Source organism: Phyllobacterium myrsinacearum (genome assembly GCF_014138285.1).
Taxonomy (GTDB): domain Bacteria; phylum Pseudomonadota; class Alphaproteobacteria; order Rhizobiales; family Rhizobiaceae; genus Phyllobacterium; species Phyllobacterium myrsinacearum_A.
On sequence record NZ_JACGXN010000001.1, the window covers coordinates 559,026 to 574,969 of the forward strand.

Below are 15,944 nucleotides of genomic sequence, written 5' to 3' on the forward strand. Positions count from 1 at the left end.
CGATGTAGGAATATTATCCCTTTAAAGGATAGTATTCATGAATTTACATAATGAACATTCTTCCAGACATCTCCGGCTCCGGTGGCACATTTCTGCCAACGAACTCCAACTCAAGGCGCTGAAGCTCGCCCCGCCCAACAGTCTGCGCAGCGGTCAATACCGCCAGCTCGAACACGAGCGCGCATTGCTGGAAGCCGAACTGAGGCTGCAGAGCGAAATCGATCTCCTGCGGAAGTATGATCCGGATCAGCCACGCGAGCCCGCGGGCATACCGGAGGGTGGGCAGTGGATCAGCCTCGGACCAAGTGCTGTAGGACTGGCTGCCGCAACTGCGATGGGCACAAGAGCTCTAGTCGAGCATGTTCTGCGAAAGCCTGACGAACCGGGCTCAAAGCCATTGAAAGAAGGCATTGAAGAGTTCAATCGCCTGTCAAAGCAACGCGATCCAACAAAGACACCGATATTTCTGTTTCGACCGAAAGATTGGAAACCCGACAATCCCGCAGAACGAACCACGACAAGACCGTCTGCGGAGGTAAAATTGATTACGAAGGATCAGGTCAAGGAAGATTGCCCGGAACACGGCACCGTTCAAAACCTCACCAACTTAGCCAAAAACTCCGCCGGCAAGGCCTACAATTATTCATCACCAGTACTTTGGGGCACGGCAGTGCATTCAAGAATGAAAGAGCTGGTCGACAACAATCATTCCGGTCAATTAATCGCAGAGCGCTCGTTCGTAAAATACAACGAAGATGTCATGGACGATCCAATCTTTTACCAGCGCACCCCATCCTACGGCGAAATGGGTTCCATTAGAATCGACGTCTTGGGAAGAGTCCACGATGACGTAGTTTGTGTCTACGATATCAAAACCGGACGTAGCGGCCTCAGTTTCCCCCGCGTGATCGAAATTGGTGAATCAGTCTCAAGGCGCTACCCAACTAACCCCACAATCATCGTCACTGAAGTAAGGCCAGATCAATGACCACGACTGCCCAAGTTCGTCAGGTGTTAAACCCGCTTTTGTCGCGCCATTCCGATCTGGCATTGGTTGGGCGATTTCTGATCATCAAGCCTGTCCATCACATCGTACGCGGCGTTTTTGTGGATCGCTGCGGAAATCCCAACGAATTTGTACCGACAAAGGTTGTCGATATCCTCTTGCCCAACCGAACCATGTTCACTTTGGGATGGGGTGGGCGACTCTACAAAGCACCCTACCGGATATGGGATGCAAACAATGCGGATGCGGTCAGCATCATGCGTGAAATGATTGAGCATGAAGTTCTGCCTGAGTTGCGCAAGATCACCTCATTTGATGACTTTGTGGCGGTCGCGTCCGAAAAGAGACCGCTGCGCGAGCGTGTCGGGTATGAAGCCTTTACGTATGAGCACATGCTTTTGGCTATTGCGCACGGTGATTTTGATAAGGCCCGAGAAATCTGGGATTCTGATCCCAAAATTTCTCGGTACATGAAGTCAAAAAACCCGTCTTTCTATCCTGCCCTTTTGAACAACGACAGATCGGCTCTTGCAGGCTTTTTACATCAATGGGAGGCCCAGACGATCGAGACATACAAGCTTGAGAAATTCTGGGAGCCCACCCCCTTCCCGCTGGAACTGGAGGAAGGTCGATGACAACGGGCGCGCAAATTCGAAAAATGGTAAAGCCCCTGCTCGAACGTCACGATGATCTGGCGATGGTCGGCAGATTCATGGTTGTAAAACCCATTCATCATCTTCGGCGAGGTGTCTACATAGATTACTGTAGAACCCCTCGTATGTTTGATCCAAGAACCGTGGTTGATATCCTGATACCAGCAAAGGACCCTGGATCGCTTGGTCTTGGCGATTTTCTCACTGACCCAGGCATCGGATATTGGGACTCGACCAATCCTGATGCTGTCGAACGGTTTTTCAGTTTACTTGAAAAGAAGATCCTACCGAAACTACGTTCCACAACGACATTTGATCAATATCAGGAACTCGCCGCATATTACCGCGCAACGGCCGGGTATTATGACAGGCAACGTTTCGTTGAAATGCTCATCGCGACTGCAAAGGGGGATTTTGAGCTTGCTCTCTCTATCCTCGAGCCGCAACAGGATAAGCAACGTTATCTTACCACCATTGCACCATCCTTCTATCCCGCACTGTTGGCGAGAGATCGTATAGAAATTGCCAAAGTGCTGCACGAATGGGAGGCGTTGGCAGTCCAGAAATGCAAACTGGAGAAATTCTGGGAGCCCACCCCCTTCCCGTTGGAACTGGAGGGAGCCTGATGACCACGACTGTCCAAGTTCGTCAGGTGTTAAGCCCGCTTTTGTCGCGCCATTCCGATCTGGCATTGGTTGGGCGATTTCTGATCATCAAGCCTGTCCATCACATCGTACGCGGCGTTTTTGTGGATCGCTGCGGAAATCCCAACGAATTTGTACCGACAAAGGTTGTCGATATCCTCTTGCCCAACCGAACCATGTTCACTTTGGGATGGGGTGGGCGACTCTACAAAGCACCCTACCGGATATGGGATGCAAACAATGCGGATGCGGTCAGCATCATGTGTGAAATGATCGAGCATGAAGTTCTGCCTGAGTTACGCAAGATCACCTCATTTGATGACTTTGTGGCGGTCGCGTCCGAAAAGAGACCGCTGCGCGAGCGTGTCGGGTATGAAGCCTTTAAGGGGATGCACATGCTTTTGGCTATTGCGCACGGTGATTTTGATAAGGCCCGAGAAATCTGGGATTCTGATCCCGGAATTTCTCGGTACATGAAGTCAAAAAACCCGTCTTTCTATCCCGCCCTTTTGAACAACGACAGATCGGCTCTTGCGGGCTTTTTACATCAATGGGAGGCCCAGACGATCGAGACATACAAGCTTGAGAAATTCTGGGAGCCCACGCTATTCCCGTTGGAACTTGAGGGCGCTCTGCCCGTCAGGCCATAGCCAGAGACTGGGTAAGGTCGGCGATCAGATCATCCGGATGCTCGATGCCGATCGACAGCCGGATCGTGGAATCGAGAACGCCGATTCTCTGCCTGATATCCACGGGCACGCCGGAATGGGTCATGGTCGCGGGGTGGCTGGCAAGAGACTCGGTTCCACCAAGACTGACCGCCAGTTTGAGGATCTGCAGCGCATTCAGGAATTTGAAGGCGGCAGGCTGGCCCCCCTTGATATCGAACGAGAAAGTGGAACCAGCGCCGGTGCATTGCGCCGCAAAGGTGCGGCCAAGCGGCGAATTGGCATCGTGATAGGGCAGATAGTGGATTTTCTCCACTTTCGGATGATCGCGCAGAAAATCCGCGACGGCGAGCGCATTGTTGTTGGCCTTTTCCATGCGAATGCTCAGGGTTTCCAGTGAGCGGCCAAGCATCCAGCAGGAGTGCGGGTCGAGCTGCGTGCCGATGGCACCGCGCAAAGCCTTGACCTGCTTCATCACAGCTTTCGAGCCGAGGGCGGCGCCGGCGATCAGATCGGAATGGCCACCGACATATTTGGTCAACGAGTACAGGGAAATATCAGCACCGTGTTCGATCGGGCGCTGGAAAACCGGTCCCAGCAGGGTGTTGTCGCAGGCAATCACCGGCGTATGCCCCTGCTTCTTGCCGATGGCATCGGCGATGCGGCGGATCATGGCCACGTCGACCAGACTATTGGTCGGGTTGGCGGGCGTTTCGATCAGGATCATGGAAACCCGGCCCTTGGTCATTGCCTCGTCGGCAGCCGCCTGCACCGAGGCTTCGTTGACACCATCGGCAAAGCCGACAGCGGCCACCCCCATATTGAGGAATGTCTTGGCCAGCAGGGTTTCGGTGCCGCCATAGAGCGGCTGCGAATGCAGCACCGCATCGCCGGGGCGCACAAAGGCCAGCAAGGTCGTCGCAATGGCCGACATACCTGAGGAAAACAACGCGCAGCTTTCCGTGCGCTCGTAAACGGCCAGACGGTCCTCGACGATTTCGCTGTTGGGGTGATTGAAACGGGAATAAACGAGACCTGCGCCGACGCCTGCAGGCGGCTCCTTGCGGCCGGAGACAAAATCAAAGAAGTCGCGGCCTTCCTCGGCTGATTTGAACACGAAGGTCGAGGTCAGGAACACCGGCGGCTTGACCGCACCTTCCGACAGCTCCGGGTCGTAACCATAGTTCAGCATCAATGTTTCAGGATGCAATTTGTGGTTGCCGATATGGGTTTTGGACGGATGGGGAGCGACCATGCGAATCTCCTCGCGTGAAGGGTGGGGCATTGCCAAGCAAATTATATCAAAAGCAGGGATCAATCCTTGCTTTTTACGATCAAATTGCATTGATTGCCGCTAACAATTGCCACGAATGGGAAATTATGACGCAGAAAATTGCTGACGAGACGGACCGGCGCATTCTGAAAGAGCTACAGGCGGATGCGCGGATCACCAACAACGATCTGGCCGAGCGGGTCGGACTATCCCCGTCCCCCTGCCTGCGCCGTCTGCGGCGCATGGAGGAAGCCGGTATCATTCGCGGCTACACAACCCTCGTCGATCCCATCATCGAGGGCTGGACCATGGCCGCCATCGCCACGATCCGGCTCAGTCGTCAGCACGAGGATGAGATTGTCATGTTCGAAGAGGCCATCCGAGGCTGGGATGAAGTGCTGGAATGCCACCTTGTCACTGGCTCGCGCGACTATGTGCTGAAAGTCATGAGTGCCGGGCTGGAACAATATGAGCGCTTCATCAAGGAAAAGATCGCCCGGCTGAAATGCGTCGCCTCCATCGAGACGAGCTTTATCATGAATACGATCAAGGAGCGGCGGGTTTAGAGATTTCCCGTTGCAGGGATATTGGTTCGCGGTTCGACAAGCTCACCATGAGGGAGAGTGAGGATTGCAGGGAGTGACGTTCTGCAACGTCTCGATCCTGCAATATCTCCGATTGACCTTGCAACCAGCTCTTCTCCCTCATGGTGAGCCTGTCGAACCACGCGCGAGGGGTTTGCAGCCCATGAATAAACAAAGATCGAACCCCGGATGCAAAGTTACACTCCCCGCCCGCTCCACTTCCCCAGCGTGGTCCGTGTGGAGGCAGATCAAAGCGGGATAACCCTGGAAACGCGCTATCCGACTCTACCAAGCAGCTCCGCAACGGCGCAATGCATCGCCGCTGCAACTTGCTCGGCGGTTTCCAGGGTAACGTTCATTCGCTCCGCTTCCATGCGGCTGACATATGCCTGATCTGCACCAATGCGCATCGCCAATTCTTCCTGCGAGATCCCCAGGGCACCCCGTCTTTCTTTCACAGCCAGACCAAATCGCTTCTTGATATCCATAAGAGGCACGAAGCCACTAGTCAGATAATATCCGTTCGCGTGATCTGGATGCCAAACCCTTCAAGGCCGACATAGTGCCGTTCGCGAGACGACAGCAGGCGGATCGAGCTGATGCCGAGATCCTTCAGAATCTGCGCGCCGAGACCGATCTGGCGCCATTCTTCTTCGCGCACCTTGGCTTCCGCATGGGCCTCGCGATCCTGCAGCGTGGCACGGTTACGGTCATCATCGCGGCCGACACCGACCGAGCCTTCACGCAGATAGACGATGACGCCACGCTTTTCCTCGGCAATGCGCTTCATAATGCTGTCGAGCGTGTTGCGCGCACCAAATACGTCACTGAGGATGTCTTCACGCTGCAGGCGCACAGGCACATCCTCGCCGTCGCGGATATCGCCAAAGACGATGGCGGCGTGGTGCATCGGCTCCCATGGCAGCGCATAGGTGATGGCCTTCGCCTGTCCGGCGCAGGTGTCGATCTCGTACTCGCCGATGCGCTCGATCAGGGTTTCCTTGCGCTGACGATAGGCGATGAGATCAGCCACCGTCACCTGATGCAGCGTGTGGGTTTCGGCAAAGCTTGCCACCTGCGGGCCGCGCATGACGGAACCATCATCGTTGACGAGCTCGCAGATGACGCCGACGGGTGGCAAACCGGCGAGCTTGCACAGATCCACAGCGGCTTCCGTATGGCCGGAACGCATGAGCACGCCGCCCTCGCGCGCGATCAACGGGAAAATATGCCCCGGACGCACAAAGTCAGCGGCACCTGCGTTGGGATTGGCGAGGTTGCGGACAGTCAACGTGCGGTCATCGGCAGAAATGCCTGTCGTGGTTCCGTGCTTGTAGTCCACGGTCACGGTGAAGGCGGTCGAATGCGGCGCGTCGTTCTCGGCCACCATCGGCGCAAGGTTAAGACGCCTGGCGTGATCGCGCGGCATGGGCGTGCAGACGATGCCGGAGGTGTGACGCACGATGAATGCCATCTTTTCCGGGGTGCAATGCACCGCCGCGACGATCAGATCGCCTTCGTTCTCGCGCCCGTCGTCGTCCATGACAACGACGATTTCACCGCGTTCGAACGCACGCAGCGCATCGACGACCCGTTTCTGATTGTAAGCCATGTATGCGCCTCTTGATTAAATGCGGCCGGTCTGGCCGCGGTGTCTGAGATAGTGATCGGCAATCGCGCAGGCAACCATGGCTTCGCCGATGGGAACAGCGCGGATACCGACGCAAGGATCGTGACGGCCCTTGGTCATCACATCCACCTGCTTGCCATCGGCGTCAATGCTCTGGCGCGGGGTCAGGATAGAGGATGTTGGCTTGACCGCAAAACGCGCGACAACCGGCGCGCCGCTGGAAATACCGCCGAGGATACCGCCGGCATGATTCGACAGGAAGATCGGCTTGCCGTGATTATCCATGCGCATCTGGTCGGCGTTTTCCTCGCCGCTGAGCTTGGCAGCTTCGAAACCATCGCCGATTTCGACGCCTTTCACCGCATTGATGGACATGAGATAGCTGGCAATATCCTGATCAAGCTTGCCATAAACGGGCGCACCAAGCCCAGCTGGCACATTTTCGGCGACAATTTCGACCACGGCACCAATGGACGACCCCGCCTTGCGGATACCGTCGAGATATCCGGCGAAGAGATCGACGGAGCCGGGGTCCGGTGTGAAGAACGGATTGTTGTCCACTTCGTCCCAATCCCAACGATCCCTGTCGATTGTATGAATGCCCATGCCAACCAACGCACCGCGCACGACGAGGCCGGGCACCACCTTGCGGGCAATCGCCCCGGCGGCAACACGCGCCGCGGTTTCGCGCGCGGAAGAACGCCCGCCGCCACGATAGTCGCGGATGCCGTATTTCACGTCATAGGTGTAATCGGCGTGGCCAGGGCGGTACTGACGGGCAATATCGCCATAATCCTTGGACCGCTGGTCCGTGTTTTCGATCATCATCGAAATCGGCGTACCCGTGGAGATCATGGTGACGCCGTCATCCTGCAGCATGAAACCGGACAAAACTTTTACCTGATCCGGCTCTCGGCGCTGGGTCGTGTATTTGGACTGGCCGGGCTTGCGCTTGTCGAGATAGGCCTGAATCTCGGCTTCCGTAAAGCTGATACCGGGCGGACAGCCGTCGACCACGCAACCAAGCGCGATTCCATGGCTTTCACCCCAAGTGGTGACACGAAAAAGATGACCGAAAGTATTATGCGACATGAGGTTACCCGGCGTTATGTCAGGGGGTTTTATGAGCGTTTACGCTTGTGGTCAAACCCGCCGCTGAAATTCCTTTATCCGTCACGAAAAAAGCAATTGTTTTGCCACAAATGAACGCTCTAAGTTGACGGACAAATCGGCCACCAGATTTTGATTAAAGAGGATATCAAAATGCGTTTCATCGTTGCAACATTCATGTTCGTCGCTTCCCTGCTTCCGGTCGGCGCGCTCGCTGACGATGCGCAAGGCACCATCACCAAAATCGATGAAGACAATTCGACGATTACGCTTGACGATGGCAAGGTCTACAAGCTGCCGGGCGAATTCGATTTCAGCGCCATCGACAAGGGTATGAAGGTCACGATTATGTTCGATCTGGTCAACAAAGAGCGCTTCATCACCGATATCGAAGAATCAGTGCAATAAGCATCTGTTTGCAACGATTTGGACCTGGATGATTACATCCAGGTCAGACTGCCCTTTTCAAGGCGCAGAATTTTATCCTGGGTGATGGAGAGATTCGCGGCATCGTGGCCGTCAAGGTTTTCAACCATCTGGAAAATCGTCCGCATGCAGCCGCCATGCGTCACACAGACAGTCGGCCCGCAGACCTCTGACAGCCAGCTTCCTATCCGCTTTGCCAGAGTGGCATAGCTTTCAGCCGTCGGCCCGGGCGGAACGAAATTCCACTTGTCTTTACCCCGCGCAGCGACAAGTTCGGGCGATTGGGTCTCGATGTCTTCCATCATGTACCCCTGCCACTCGCCGAAATTCACTTCCATGAGCCGGGCATCGGTGCGATAGCCCCTTGGATCGACGCCCATGCGTGTCCTGATCCGTTCCATCGTGTCGCGCGTACGGCGCAAAGGGCTGGCGACAAAGTCGAAACCAGCACCATTGCCAATCAATGATTTGAGCAGATCACCGTTGCGTTCGGCCTGCAATTGGCCGCGCGCATTGATATCGACGTCTTCCTGTCCCTGAATTCGCTCGGACACATTCCAGTCTGTCTCGCCGTGACGCGAGAAATAAACAATCGAGTCCGGCAGATGCACTTTGGGGTCAGTCCTTGACGACAGAGATATCCGGTGCGTCCACGGCCTTCATGCCAACGACATGATAGCCGCTATCGGCATGGTGAATTTCGCCCGTGACCGAACGGGAAAGGTCCGAGAGGAAATAGAGACCGGCATCGCCGACTTCCTCGATGGTAACCGTACGGCGCAATGGCGCGTTGTACTCGTTCCACTTGAGGATGTAGCGGAAATCGCCGATGCCCGATGCGGCAAGCGTCTTGATCGGCCCGGCGGAGATCGCGTTGACACGGATATTGTCCGGGCCAAGATCCACAGCCAGATATTTCACGCTGGCTTCCAGTGCCGCCTTGGCAACGCCCATGACGTTGTAGTTCGGCATGACCTTTTCCGCGCCGTAATAGGTCAGCGTCAGGATTGAACCGCCATCAGTCATCAGTTTTTCAGCCCGCTTGGCAACCGCCGTCAGCGAGAACACCGAAATCAGCATGGTTTTGGTGAAATTCGCTTCCGATGTATCGACATAGCGGCCCGTCAGTTCATCCTTGTCGGAGAAGCCGATGGCATGCACCAGAAAGTCGATCTTGCCCCATTTTTCTTCCAAAGCAGCGAAACATGCATCAATGGTCGACGCATCCGAAACATCGCAGTGGCCGCACAGAAAAGCCCCAAGTTCCTGAGCCAGAGGCTCCACACGCTTCTTCAGCGCATCACCCTGATAGGTAAAAGCAAGTTCGGCACCGGCATCATGAGCCGCCTTGGCAATGCCCCAGGCGATCGACCGATTATTGGCAACGCCCATAATAAGTCCGCGTTTACCTTGCATCAAACCAGTTTTGGCGGTCATTTACCAACCCTTCACGAAAGACATATGATTGATTTGCGGTATCGCACAGCCCGCGCCGGGCTTCAAGCATCGTGTCAGTTTCGTCAAGGATTTTCGGGAACCGTTGATTTTCAGAGACTCGAATCGCGCAGAAATGCTTCCAATGCAGGATCACCTTGCTCGGGCAACATGACGCGAACATGAACAAAAAGATCGCCGTGGCCATCCGGCTTTTTCGGCAAACCCTTGCCTTTCAGGCGTAAAACCCTGTCAGAACTGGTCCAAGGCGCTATTTTCACCGCCACGCGGCCACTCAGGGTCTCAACTTCCTGACGGGAACCAAGTGCCGCATCGCGCAACGAGACCGGCAAATCCAGATGCAGGTCGTGGCCGTCCACTCTGAACTTTGGATGCTGCCTGAACCGGATTGTGACCAGTGCATCGCCCGGCGTTCCGCCCGGAATTGCTTCTCCTTGCCCCTTCAGGCGAATCGTTTGGCCGTTTTCAACCTGTGCTGGTAGCTTGATAGCCAGCCTTTTGCCGTTTGGAAATACAGCTTCAACCTTCTCGGCACCCATAGCCTGTTCAAGTGTCACATCGATCGTTGCCTGAAGATCCGCGCCCTTGCGCGGCCCTCCCCGGCGTGGTCCGCCATTGAAGGCGCCAGCACCTTCGCCAAAGAGGCTGCTCAGAATATCGTCGGCGCCAAAACCGGAACTGCCGCTACGGAAATCGAAACCACCGGAGCGCGCGCCACGGGCGCCGCCAAAACCGGCAAAGGGATCACCACCGCCGCCGGAAAAGCCTTCAAAACCCTGCGGGGCACGCTGCTTGCCTTCGGCATCAATCTCGCCGCGGTCGAATTGACCCCGACGCTCCTTGTCGCCGATGATTTCATAGGCCTGATTGATTTCGGAGAAATTGGCTTGCGCCTTCGGATCATCCTGATTTTGATCAGGATGATACTTCTTGGCGAGCTTGCGAAACGCCGATTTGATTTCTTCAGGCTTCGCCGTCTTGGCGACGCCCAGCACGGTATAAGGATCGCGCATGTGTGTGCCTTTCCTAGTAGAACGAATTTGGCATTCGCATATTCCTCGTGATGGACAATGGAATGCGAATATCAAATTCGTTCCACTGGCATAAACGGAAGTGCGTTGGGAGTTGCCCGTTATATGCGCATCAATAGGAAGAAATTCCAGACTTCCTGTCAAGAAATCTGCAATTGCTGTCTGAGTCTATGTCAAAATATCATTCAGTTGCAGATAATCACAGCGGCGCGAAGGACTTCAACGTCCATTGTCCGCCATTCTCCAGACACGTCTCGCCCTTGTAGAGCATCACGCCATCAAAGGATTCGCGCGATGTCTGGAATTCTCGGCAAAGCCCCGTATCGGTCTTTTTTTCGGCAATCGCGGTGATTGTACCCTGACTGCCAGTTTCCGGATTGGACCACGGCACCGGCTTGTTGCCCCACTGGGTAAAATTCAGGGCCGATACGATATTGCGGACAGTCGACTGGTCAGCCGCGCCCTTGGCATCGGCCTGCGGGGCCGGGGCAACGGAACCCGTCACGGTCGCCTTGTCAGGGACGGCACTCTCGATACTGAAGCTCTTCATGGCACAACCAGAGAGCAGACACACTGCAAAAACAGTTGCGAACGGCGCTGCCCGCACCGTAAATTTCGCCCCAAAGTTCTTGATATCTGGTATTGCCAGTGCCAAACGCATATCTCTCTTTAACAAGGTCAATCAGCTATGACTATGGGTGAAATGAAGTTAACAACCGATGACTTCACCGAAAAAAACGAACCGTTCGCGCTCTTCGACGAATGGTTGCAGGACGCCACCAAAACTGAGGCCAATGACCCTAACGCTGTCGCGCTGGCCACGGTGGATAAAGATGGTCTGCCAGATGTCCGCATGGTTCTTCTTAAAGGGTTCGACGAACAAGGCTTTGTTTTCTATACAAATTTTGAAAGTCAAAAAGGCCAGGAAATACTGGGCTCGATGAAAGCCGCCATGTGTTTTCATTGGAAAACACTGCGCCGTCAAGTGCGTGTGCGCGGGCCCGTGGAAATCGTCAGCGATGCGGAAGCCGATGCCTATTATGCTACACGACCGCGCGGCAGCCGCATCGGCGCCTGGGCTTCCAAGCAGTCGCGCCCGCTGGAAAGCCGCTTTGCCCTGGAGAAATCCGTCGCGGAATACACAGCGCGCTATGTGATCGGCGAGATACCGCGGCCAGCCCACTGGTCAGGCTTCCGCATTCGCCCCACCTCGATCGAGTTCTGGCACGACCGTCCCTTCCGGCTGCACGACCGCGTGGTCTTCAGCCGCGAGACACCTGACAGCGACTGGGGCAGCAAGACGAGACTTTATCCGTAATATTCAGCCTTTCTTGCGTGTCAGGAAAGCCATCAGAGCATTGCGGGCCTCTTCAGACTGAAGCCGTTCGGCGAAGTGCCCGGCTTCCAGTTTGATGCGTTCGACGGTCTCCGCGCGTGGCATGCGCAGGAGATCACGCGAAATCTGCATGGCTTCCGGTGGCTTGGCCGCGATTTCCGTGGCAACGGCAAGAACGGTGCTTTCCAGCTGGTCCGCCTCAACGATCCTGTAGACAAGGCCGGCATCTTTCGCCTCGGCAGCATTCAACCCCACGCCCAATGCCAGAAAGGCAAAGGCCTGCTGGCGGCCCATCAGGGCAGGCCCGAGAAGGCTTGATCCCGCCTCCGGCACAAGACCCAGATCGACAAACGGTGTCTTGAACAGGGATTGCGGCGTCGCGAATGTCAGATCGCAATGGAAATTGAGCGTTGTGCCGATGCCAATGGCCAAGCCATCGACACCAGCAACAATCGGCTTCCTGCCGTTGGCCAGCGCAATGAGAAAGTCGAAAACCTCCGTACCCATTGTGCCTGACGTGGCAAAGGCCATGAAATCCTGCAGATCATTGCCCGACGAGAAGGCGCCCGGCACGCCGAAGAAAACATGAGCACGAATATCTGGGTCCGCATCGCCTTCCACCAGCGCTTTGGTCATGGCCGCATACATGGCGCGGGTCAGGGCATTCTTCTTATCGGGGCGATTCATCCGGATAGTCTGGACGGCGCCATGGCGCTCAATGACGATATGGTCTGACATGACGTTTCCCTTATAGCAGCGCAGCGCGAGCACCCAGCAGGCTCGGTGCACCTGTGAGGACGCGATCTTTCAGCGCCGAGGTTTCGTTCAAAAGATTTTCAGCAAAGAACCGCGCGAGGGCCGTCCGCCCCGCGTTGTCTCCGCCCAGCGCGCCTTTGGCAAGATAGCTGGCACCGGCAGCAAGGCCAAAGAGGCGCAGATAGGGTGTCGCACCGGCGAGTGCATTGCTCACCTCGCCATCAGCAAGGGTCTTTTGCAGCCAGAGCGTCGCTGCCTCGAGATCATCAAGTCCGGCCTGCAAGCGCTCCGCCGTACTGCCGAAATCGGCGCTGTTGCTCACCGAAACGGCTTCGGCCATCTTACGCAGCTCGGCGATATAGTCTTTGACATGGCTGCCGCCGCCAAGTGGCAGCTTGCGTTGAACCAGATCAATGGCCTGTATGCCATTGGTTCCCTCGTAGATCGGCGCAATGCGGGCATCACGCAAAAACTGCGCCGCACCGGTTTCCTCGATAAACCCCATGCCGCCATGAATCTGGATACCGATCGAGGCAACGTCCACACCTACGTCGGTGGAAAATGCTTTGGCAACCGGCGTCAGCAGATTGGCGCGGTCGGCCCAGTGCCTGTTGTCGTCGCCCGAGCCGGTCCGGGCCATATCCAGTGCGTGTGCGCAGGCATAGGCGATCGAGCGGGCGGCTCCGGTCAGGCCCTTCATGGTGAGGAGATTGCGCTGCACGTCGGGATGCTCGATGATCGGGCTCATGCCCTCGCCCGTCCAGCCCGGCGCGCGCATCTGGCGGCGCTCCTGCGCATAGCCAAGTGATTTCTGATAGGCGGCTTCAGCCACCGCAACACCCTGGATGCCCACGGCAAGCCGGGCATTGTTCATCATGGTGAACATGCAGGCCAGACCGCGATTTTCTTCGCCGATGAGCCAGCCAATGGCACCCGGCTTTGCATCCTTGGCAAAACCATCGCCATAGATCATCGTGCACGTGGGCGAACCGTGAATGCCCATTTTATGCTCGACACCACTACAGAACACATCATTGCGGGCACCAAGTGAGCCGTCCGCATTCACGAGGAATTTCGGCACCAGAAACAACGATATTCCCTTGGTTCCCGCAGGCGCATCGGGCAGACGCGCCAGAACCAGATGGATGATGTTGTCCGTAAGGTCATGCTCGCCATAGGTAATGAAAATCTTCTGGCCAAAAATGCGGTATGTCCCGTCAGCGGCCCGCTCCGCGCGTGAACGCAATGCACCCACATCGGAACCAGCCTGCGGTTCGGTGAGGTTCATGGTCCCCATCCACTCGCCGGAAACCAGTTTCGGCAGATAGGTGTGCTTCAGATCATCCGTGGCATGGGCTTCCAGCGCCTCGATGGCCCCGAGTGTCAACGTTGGTCCGATACCGAAAGCCATCGAGCCCGAGTTCCACATTTCCAACGCCGCCACCGCGAGCATCATCGGCAGGCCCTGCCCACCAAACTCTTCCTTACCGGTCAGGGCATTCCAGCCGCCACCGATCCATTCGTTGTAAACGTCTTTCCAGCCGGGCGGCATGGTCACTTCCGCATCTTTCAGCGGTGTTCCATACTTGTCGCCAACTTCCAGCAGCGGCGCAACGCGCGTGGACGCAAATTTTCCGGCTTCTTCAAGAATGGCATCGACCAGATCGTCGGAGAGGTCACCGAAACGCCCTGCGGCGATGGCCTCATCCAATCCGGCAATTTTCTTGAGAGTATGTGCGATTTCCTCGACGGGCGCCCGGTACATTGGTCACATGTCTCCTCATCCAGTGATGCCGCGACATTGCAACCCTCGAAGAGGCAAGGCAAGTGGATTTTTACGTAAACGTAAGAAAATTCACTTTTACTGCCTCAGCCATGCGCATTTCTGTGGCGCTCACCCATGCAAATTTGCGTTCAGAACCGACCGTTTCTCCGTGTAAATCACCTTCATTCCAGCCGGGTTTACGGCATATTAACCATAAAGCGGCGAGCATGCGTCTTTGTATCTGAAATGGCCGGACAACGAGGTGTGAAGGGATAACCCATTTGACGATCCGTGCGCAGGTTTTCATCCTTGCTGCCATTGTCACCGCGCTGCTTCCCAGCGCCCCCTCCCGTGCGGACTCGCAATTCCAGACACCGTGGTCAAATCAGAATCGCGCCATCGTGCTCGACGGATACGAACACAACTCCTTCAATCTGCCTGAGATCATCAAGGATCCGCGCGTGGCCGCCTTCATCCACAAGGGGTCCGACGGCATGCCTGCCAACTATCATTGCAACCGTATTGCGGACGTGAAGGATCAGGAAATATGCCGGCGCATATGGCGCAACTATGCGGTGTCGCGCGAGCTCTACCAGACGCGGCGCGCCCTCGCCAAAGCACTCGGGCTGAAATGGGGCTCGTATCATCTCGCCCGCCCCGGCAACCCGATCGAGCAAGCGAACCACTTTATCGACTATGCGGAGCCGACCAGCGACGAACTGATGGCGCTTGATATCGAGGACAATGACCCGACCCGTTTCATGTCGCTTCAGGATGGCCAGATATTTGCCGAACAGATCAAGCTGCGCACTGGTCGCTACCCTGTGCTCTATACCAATGGCACGACGGCAAAATACATCGCCGATCACCGGCTGGAGTTTCCAATACTGTCCCGCCTGCCACTCTGGTATGCACGCTATGAAACCGACATCGCCCCGCATTTTCCGAAAGGAAACTGGCAGGATTACGCGCTCTGGCAATTTGCTTCACAAAGCAATTGCACCAAAATGCGCTGCCCTTATCGACCCAATGGCACAAACCGCGATATTGACGTGAACATCGCGGATATGACGGTGACACAGCTCAAGCAAGCGTGGCCGTTCGACAATCTCATTCCGGCAGTTGTTCCCGATGACATGCCAAGACCCGGTGAACGACCGTCCCTGCCGGATGATATACTGATGGCATCAATGGAACCGCCGCTCGTCGATTATCGCCAGCTTCTGCATGCGCCGCGAATGCTGGCACTGGCAGCCGAAAGATGGCTTGCCGATGCACAGGACGTTCTTGATCATGTGGATGAAACGCCTGAGGCAATCGATACCCTGTTGACCGCCTCAATCGCGCGGTCGGCCAACAAGCCCCAATCGGGTGAAAAACTGACCGTGGAAGCGATCCGAACCAGCCTGCAGCTGCCGATATTCACAGGGGGTGATCACCCCGACAGCCATCTGATTACCGGCCTGATCAGCTTCTGCTTTGATAATACCAAAGCCACAATTGGTCATTGGCCCGCCTATGCCATGCAGCATTGACGTTACATCGCAATTCCGGCTGTATTTAAGCAAAGCAGGCGTTTGATCACAAACGCCTGCTTGATAGATCCA

At 55.9% G+C, this 15,944-nt stretch carries 18 protein-coding genes; 8 read left to right on the forward strand and 10 right to left on the reverse strand.

Features of this window, described 5'->3' with window-relative positions; all coding sequences use genetic code 11:
- The first annotated feature begins 37 nt into the window (after positions 1 to 37).
- Genes FHW16_RS02830 through FHW16_RS02845 form a run of 4 tightly spaced genes read left to right on the forward strand, consistent with a single transcriptional unit; the run spans position 38 to position 2,953 of the window.
- Complete coding sequence (locus FHW16_RS02830; RefSeq protein ID WP_182547638.1) at positions 38 to 988, forward strand: hypothetical protein; 951 nt, start codon at positions 38 to 40, stop codon at positions 986 to 988.
- A complete protein-coding gene (locus FHW16_RS02835; RefSeq protein WP_182547639.1) occupies positions 985 to 1,641 on the forward strand; it encodes a hypothetical protein in 657 nt (218 codons plus the stop codon). The genes FHW16_RS02830 and FHW16_RS02835 overlap by 4 nt, the downstream gene beginning before the upstream one ends.
- A complete protein-coding gene (locus FHW16_RS02840; protein WP_182547640.1) occupies positions 1,638 to 2,285 on the forward strand; it encodes a hypothetical protein in 648 nt (215 codons plus the stop codon). Before FHW16_RS02835 ends, FHW16_RS02840 begins: the two co-directional genes overlap by 4 nt.
- Positions 2,285 to 2,953: a hypothetical protein gene (locus tag FHW16_RS02845; RefSeq protein ID WP_182547641.1), complete on the forward strand. Its 669-nt coding sequence runs from the start codon at positions 2,285 to 2,287 to the stop codon at positions 2,951 to 2,953. Before FHW16_RS02840 ends, FHW16_RS02845 begins: the two co-directional genes overlap by 1 nt.
- On the opposite strand, the gene FHW16_RS02850 is transcribed toward FHW16_RS02845, so the two are convergent.
- Positions 2,943 to 4,226 (reverse strand): cystathionine gamma-synthase family protein, encoded by a 1,284-nt coding sequence (locus FHW16_RS02850; RefSeq protein ID WP_182547642.1) that lies wholly within the window; start codon positions 4,224 to 4,226, stop codon positions 2,943 to 2,945. The genes FHW16_RS02845 and FHW16_RS02850 overlap by 11 nt on opposite strands.
- A 125-nt stretch (positions 4,227 to 4,351) precedes the next feature.
- Between FHW16_RS02850 and FHW16_RS02855 the strand changes: the two genes are divergently transcribed.
- Entirely contained in the window at positions 4,352 to 4,810 is a 459-nt protein-coding gene (locus tag FHW16_RS02855; protein ID WP_182547643.1) for an Lrp/AsnC family transcriptional regulator, read from the forward strand.
- A gap of 293 nt (positions 4,811 to 5,103) precedes the next feature.
- Here FHW16_RS02855 and FHW16_RS02860 read toward each other — a convergent pair whose 3' ends face one another.
- From FHW16_RS02860 to aroC, 3 genes are read right to left on the reverse strand one after another with little or no spacing between them, the layout of a single operon-like run.
- Positions 5,104 to 5,316 (reverse strand): helix-turn-helix domain-containing protein, encoded by a 213-nt coding sequence (locus FHW16_RS02860; protein WP_182547644.1) that lies wholly within the window; start codon positions 5,314 to 5,316, stop codon positions 5,104 to 5,106.
- A gap of 20 nt (positions 5,317 to 5,336) precedes the next feature.
- A complete protein-coding gene (gene ribB, locus FHW16_RS02865) occupies positions 5,337 to 6,440 on the reverse strand; it encodes a 3,4-dihydroxy-2-butanone-4-phosphate synthase (protein ID WP_182547645.1) in 1,104 nt (367 codons plus the stop codon).
- A 15-nt stretch (positions 6,441 to 6,455) separates the two neighbouring features.
- The gene (gene aroC / locus FHW16_RS02870) at positions 6,456 to 7,550 is read right to left on the reverse strand and encodes a chorismate synthase (RefSeq protein ID WP_182547646.1); all 1,095 of its coding nucleotides are present in this window, start codon (positions 7,548 to 7,550) and stop codon (positions 6,456 to 6,458) included.
- Between the two features lie 171 nt (positions 7,551 to 7,721).
- Between aroC and FHW16_RS02875 the strand changes: the two genes are divergently transcribed.
- Positions 7,722 to 7,976 (forward strand): DUF1344 domain-containing protein, encoded by a 255-nt coding sequence (locus tag FHW16_RS02875; protein ID WP_182547647.1) that lies wholly within the window; start codon positions 7,722 to 7,724, stop codon positions 7,974 to 7,976.
- 32 nt (positions 7,977 to 8,008) lie between these two features.
- Here FHW16_RS02875 and FHW16_RS02880 read toward each other — a convergent pair whose 3' ends face one another.
- The 4 genes from FHW16_RS02880 to FHW16_RS02895 all read right to left on the reverse strand — a co-directional run bounded on the left by FHW16_RS02880 (position 8,009) and on the right by FHW16_RS02895 (position 11,030).
- Positions 8,009 to 8,599, reverse strand: coding sequence for a histidine phosphatase family protein (locus tag FHW16_RS02880; RefSeq protein WP_182548892.1), 591 nt, complete (start codon positions 8,597 to 8,599; stop codon positions 8,009 to 8,011).
- 13 nt (positions 8,600 to 8,612) lie between these two features.
- Positions 8,613 to 9,431: an enoyl-ACP reductase FabI gene (gene fabI, locus FHW16_RS02885; RefSeq protein ID WP_091880942.1), complete on the reverse strand. Its 819-nt coding sequence runs from the start codon at positions 9,429 to 9,431 to the stop codon at positions 8,613 to 8,615.
- A 110-nt stretch (positions 9,432 to 9,541) separates the two neighbouring features.
- Positions 9,542 to 10,462, reverse strand: a complete 921-nt coding sequence (locus FHW16_RS02890) for a DnaJ C-terminal domain-containing protein (protein ID WP_182547648.1) — start codon at positions 10,460 to 10,462, stop codon at positions 9,542 to 9,544.
- A gap of 217 nt (positions 10,463 to 10,679) precedes the next feature.
- Positions 10,680 to 11,030, reverse strand: coding sequence for an RT0821/Lpp0805 family surface protein (locus FHW16_RS02895; RefSeq protein ID WP_182547649.1), 351 nt, complete (start codon positions 11,028 to 11,030; stop codon positions 10,680 to 10,682).
- A gap of 144 nt (positions 11,031 to 11,174) precedes the next feature.
- On the opposite strand from FHW16_RS02895, the gene pdxH reads away from it, so the two are divergent.
- Positions 11,175 to 11,798, forward strand: coding sequence for a pyridoxamine 5'-phosphate oxidase (gene pdxH, locus FHW16_RS02900; protein ID WP_182548893.1), 624 nt, complete (start codon positions 11,175 to 11,177; stop codon positions 11,796 to 11,798).
- Positions 11,799 to 11,801: 3 nt separating this feature from the next.
- Here the strand turns inward: pdxH and FHW16_RS02905 are convergent, their stop codons facing one another.
- Both FHW16_RS02905 and FHW16_RS02910 read right to left on the reverse strand, forming a co-directional pair.
- Complete coding sequence (locus FHW16_RS02905; protein WP_182547650.1) at positions 11,802 to 12,554, reverse strand: crotonase/enoyl-CoA hydratase family protein; 753 nt, start codon at positions 12,552 to 12,554, stop codon at positions 11,802 to 11,804.
- 10 nt (positions 12,555 to 12,564) lie between these two features.
- Complete coding sequence (locus FHW16_RS02910) at positions 12,565 to 14,337, reverse strand: acyl-CoA dehydrogenase (RefSeq protein WP_182547651.1); 1,773 nt, start codon at positions 14,335 to 14,337, stop codon at positions 12,565 to 12,567.
- A gap of 281 nt (positions 14,338 to 14,618) precedes the next feature.
- Here FHW16_RS02910 and FHW16_RS02915 point away from each other — a divergent pair, with 281 nt between their 5' ends.
- The gene (locus FHW16_RS02915) at positions 14,619 to 15,872 is read left to right on the forward strand and encodes a glycoside hydrolase family 25 protein (RefSeq protein WP_182547652.1); all 1,254 of its coding nucleotides are present in this window, start codon (positions 14,619 to 14,621) and stop codon (positions 15,870 to 15,872) included.
- Positions 15,873 to 15,944 lie beyond the last annotated feature (72 nt).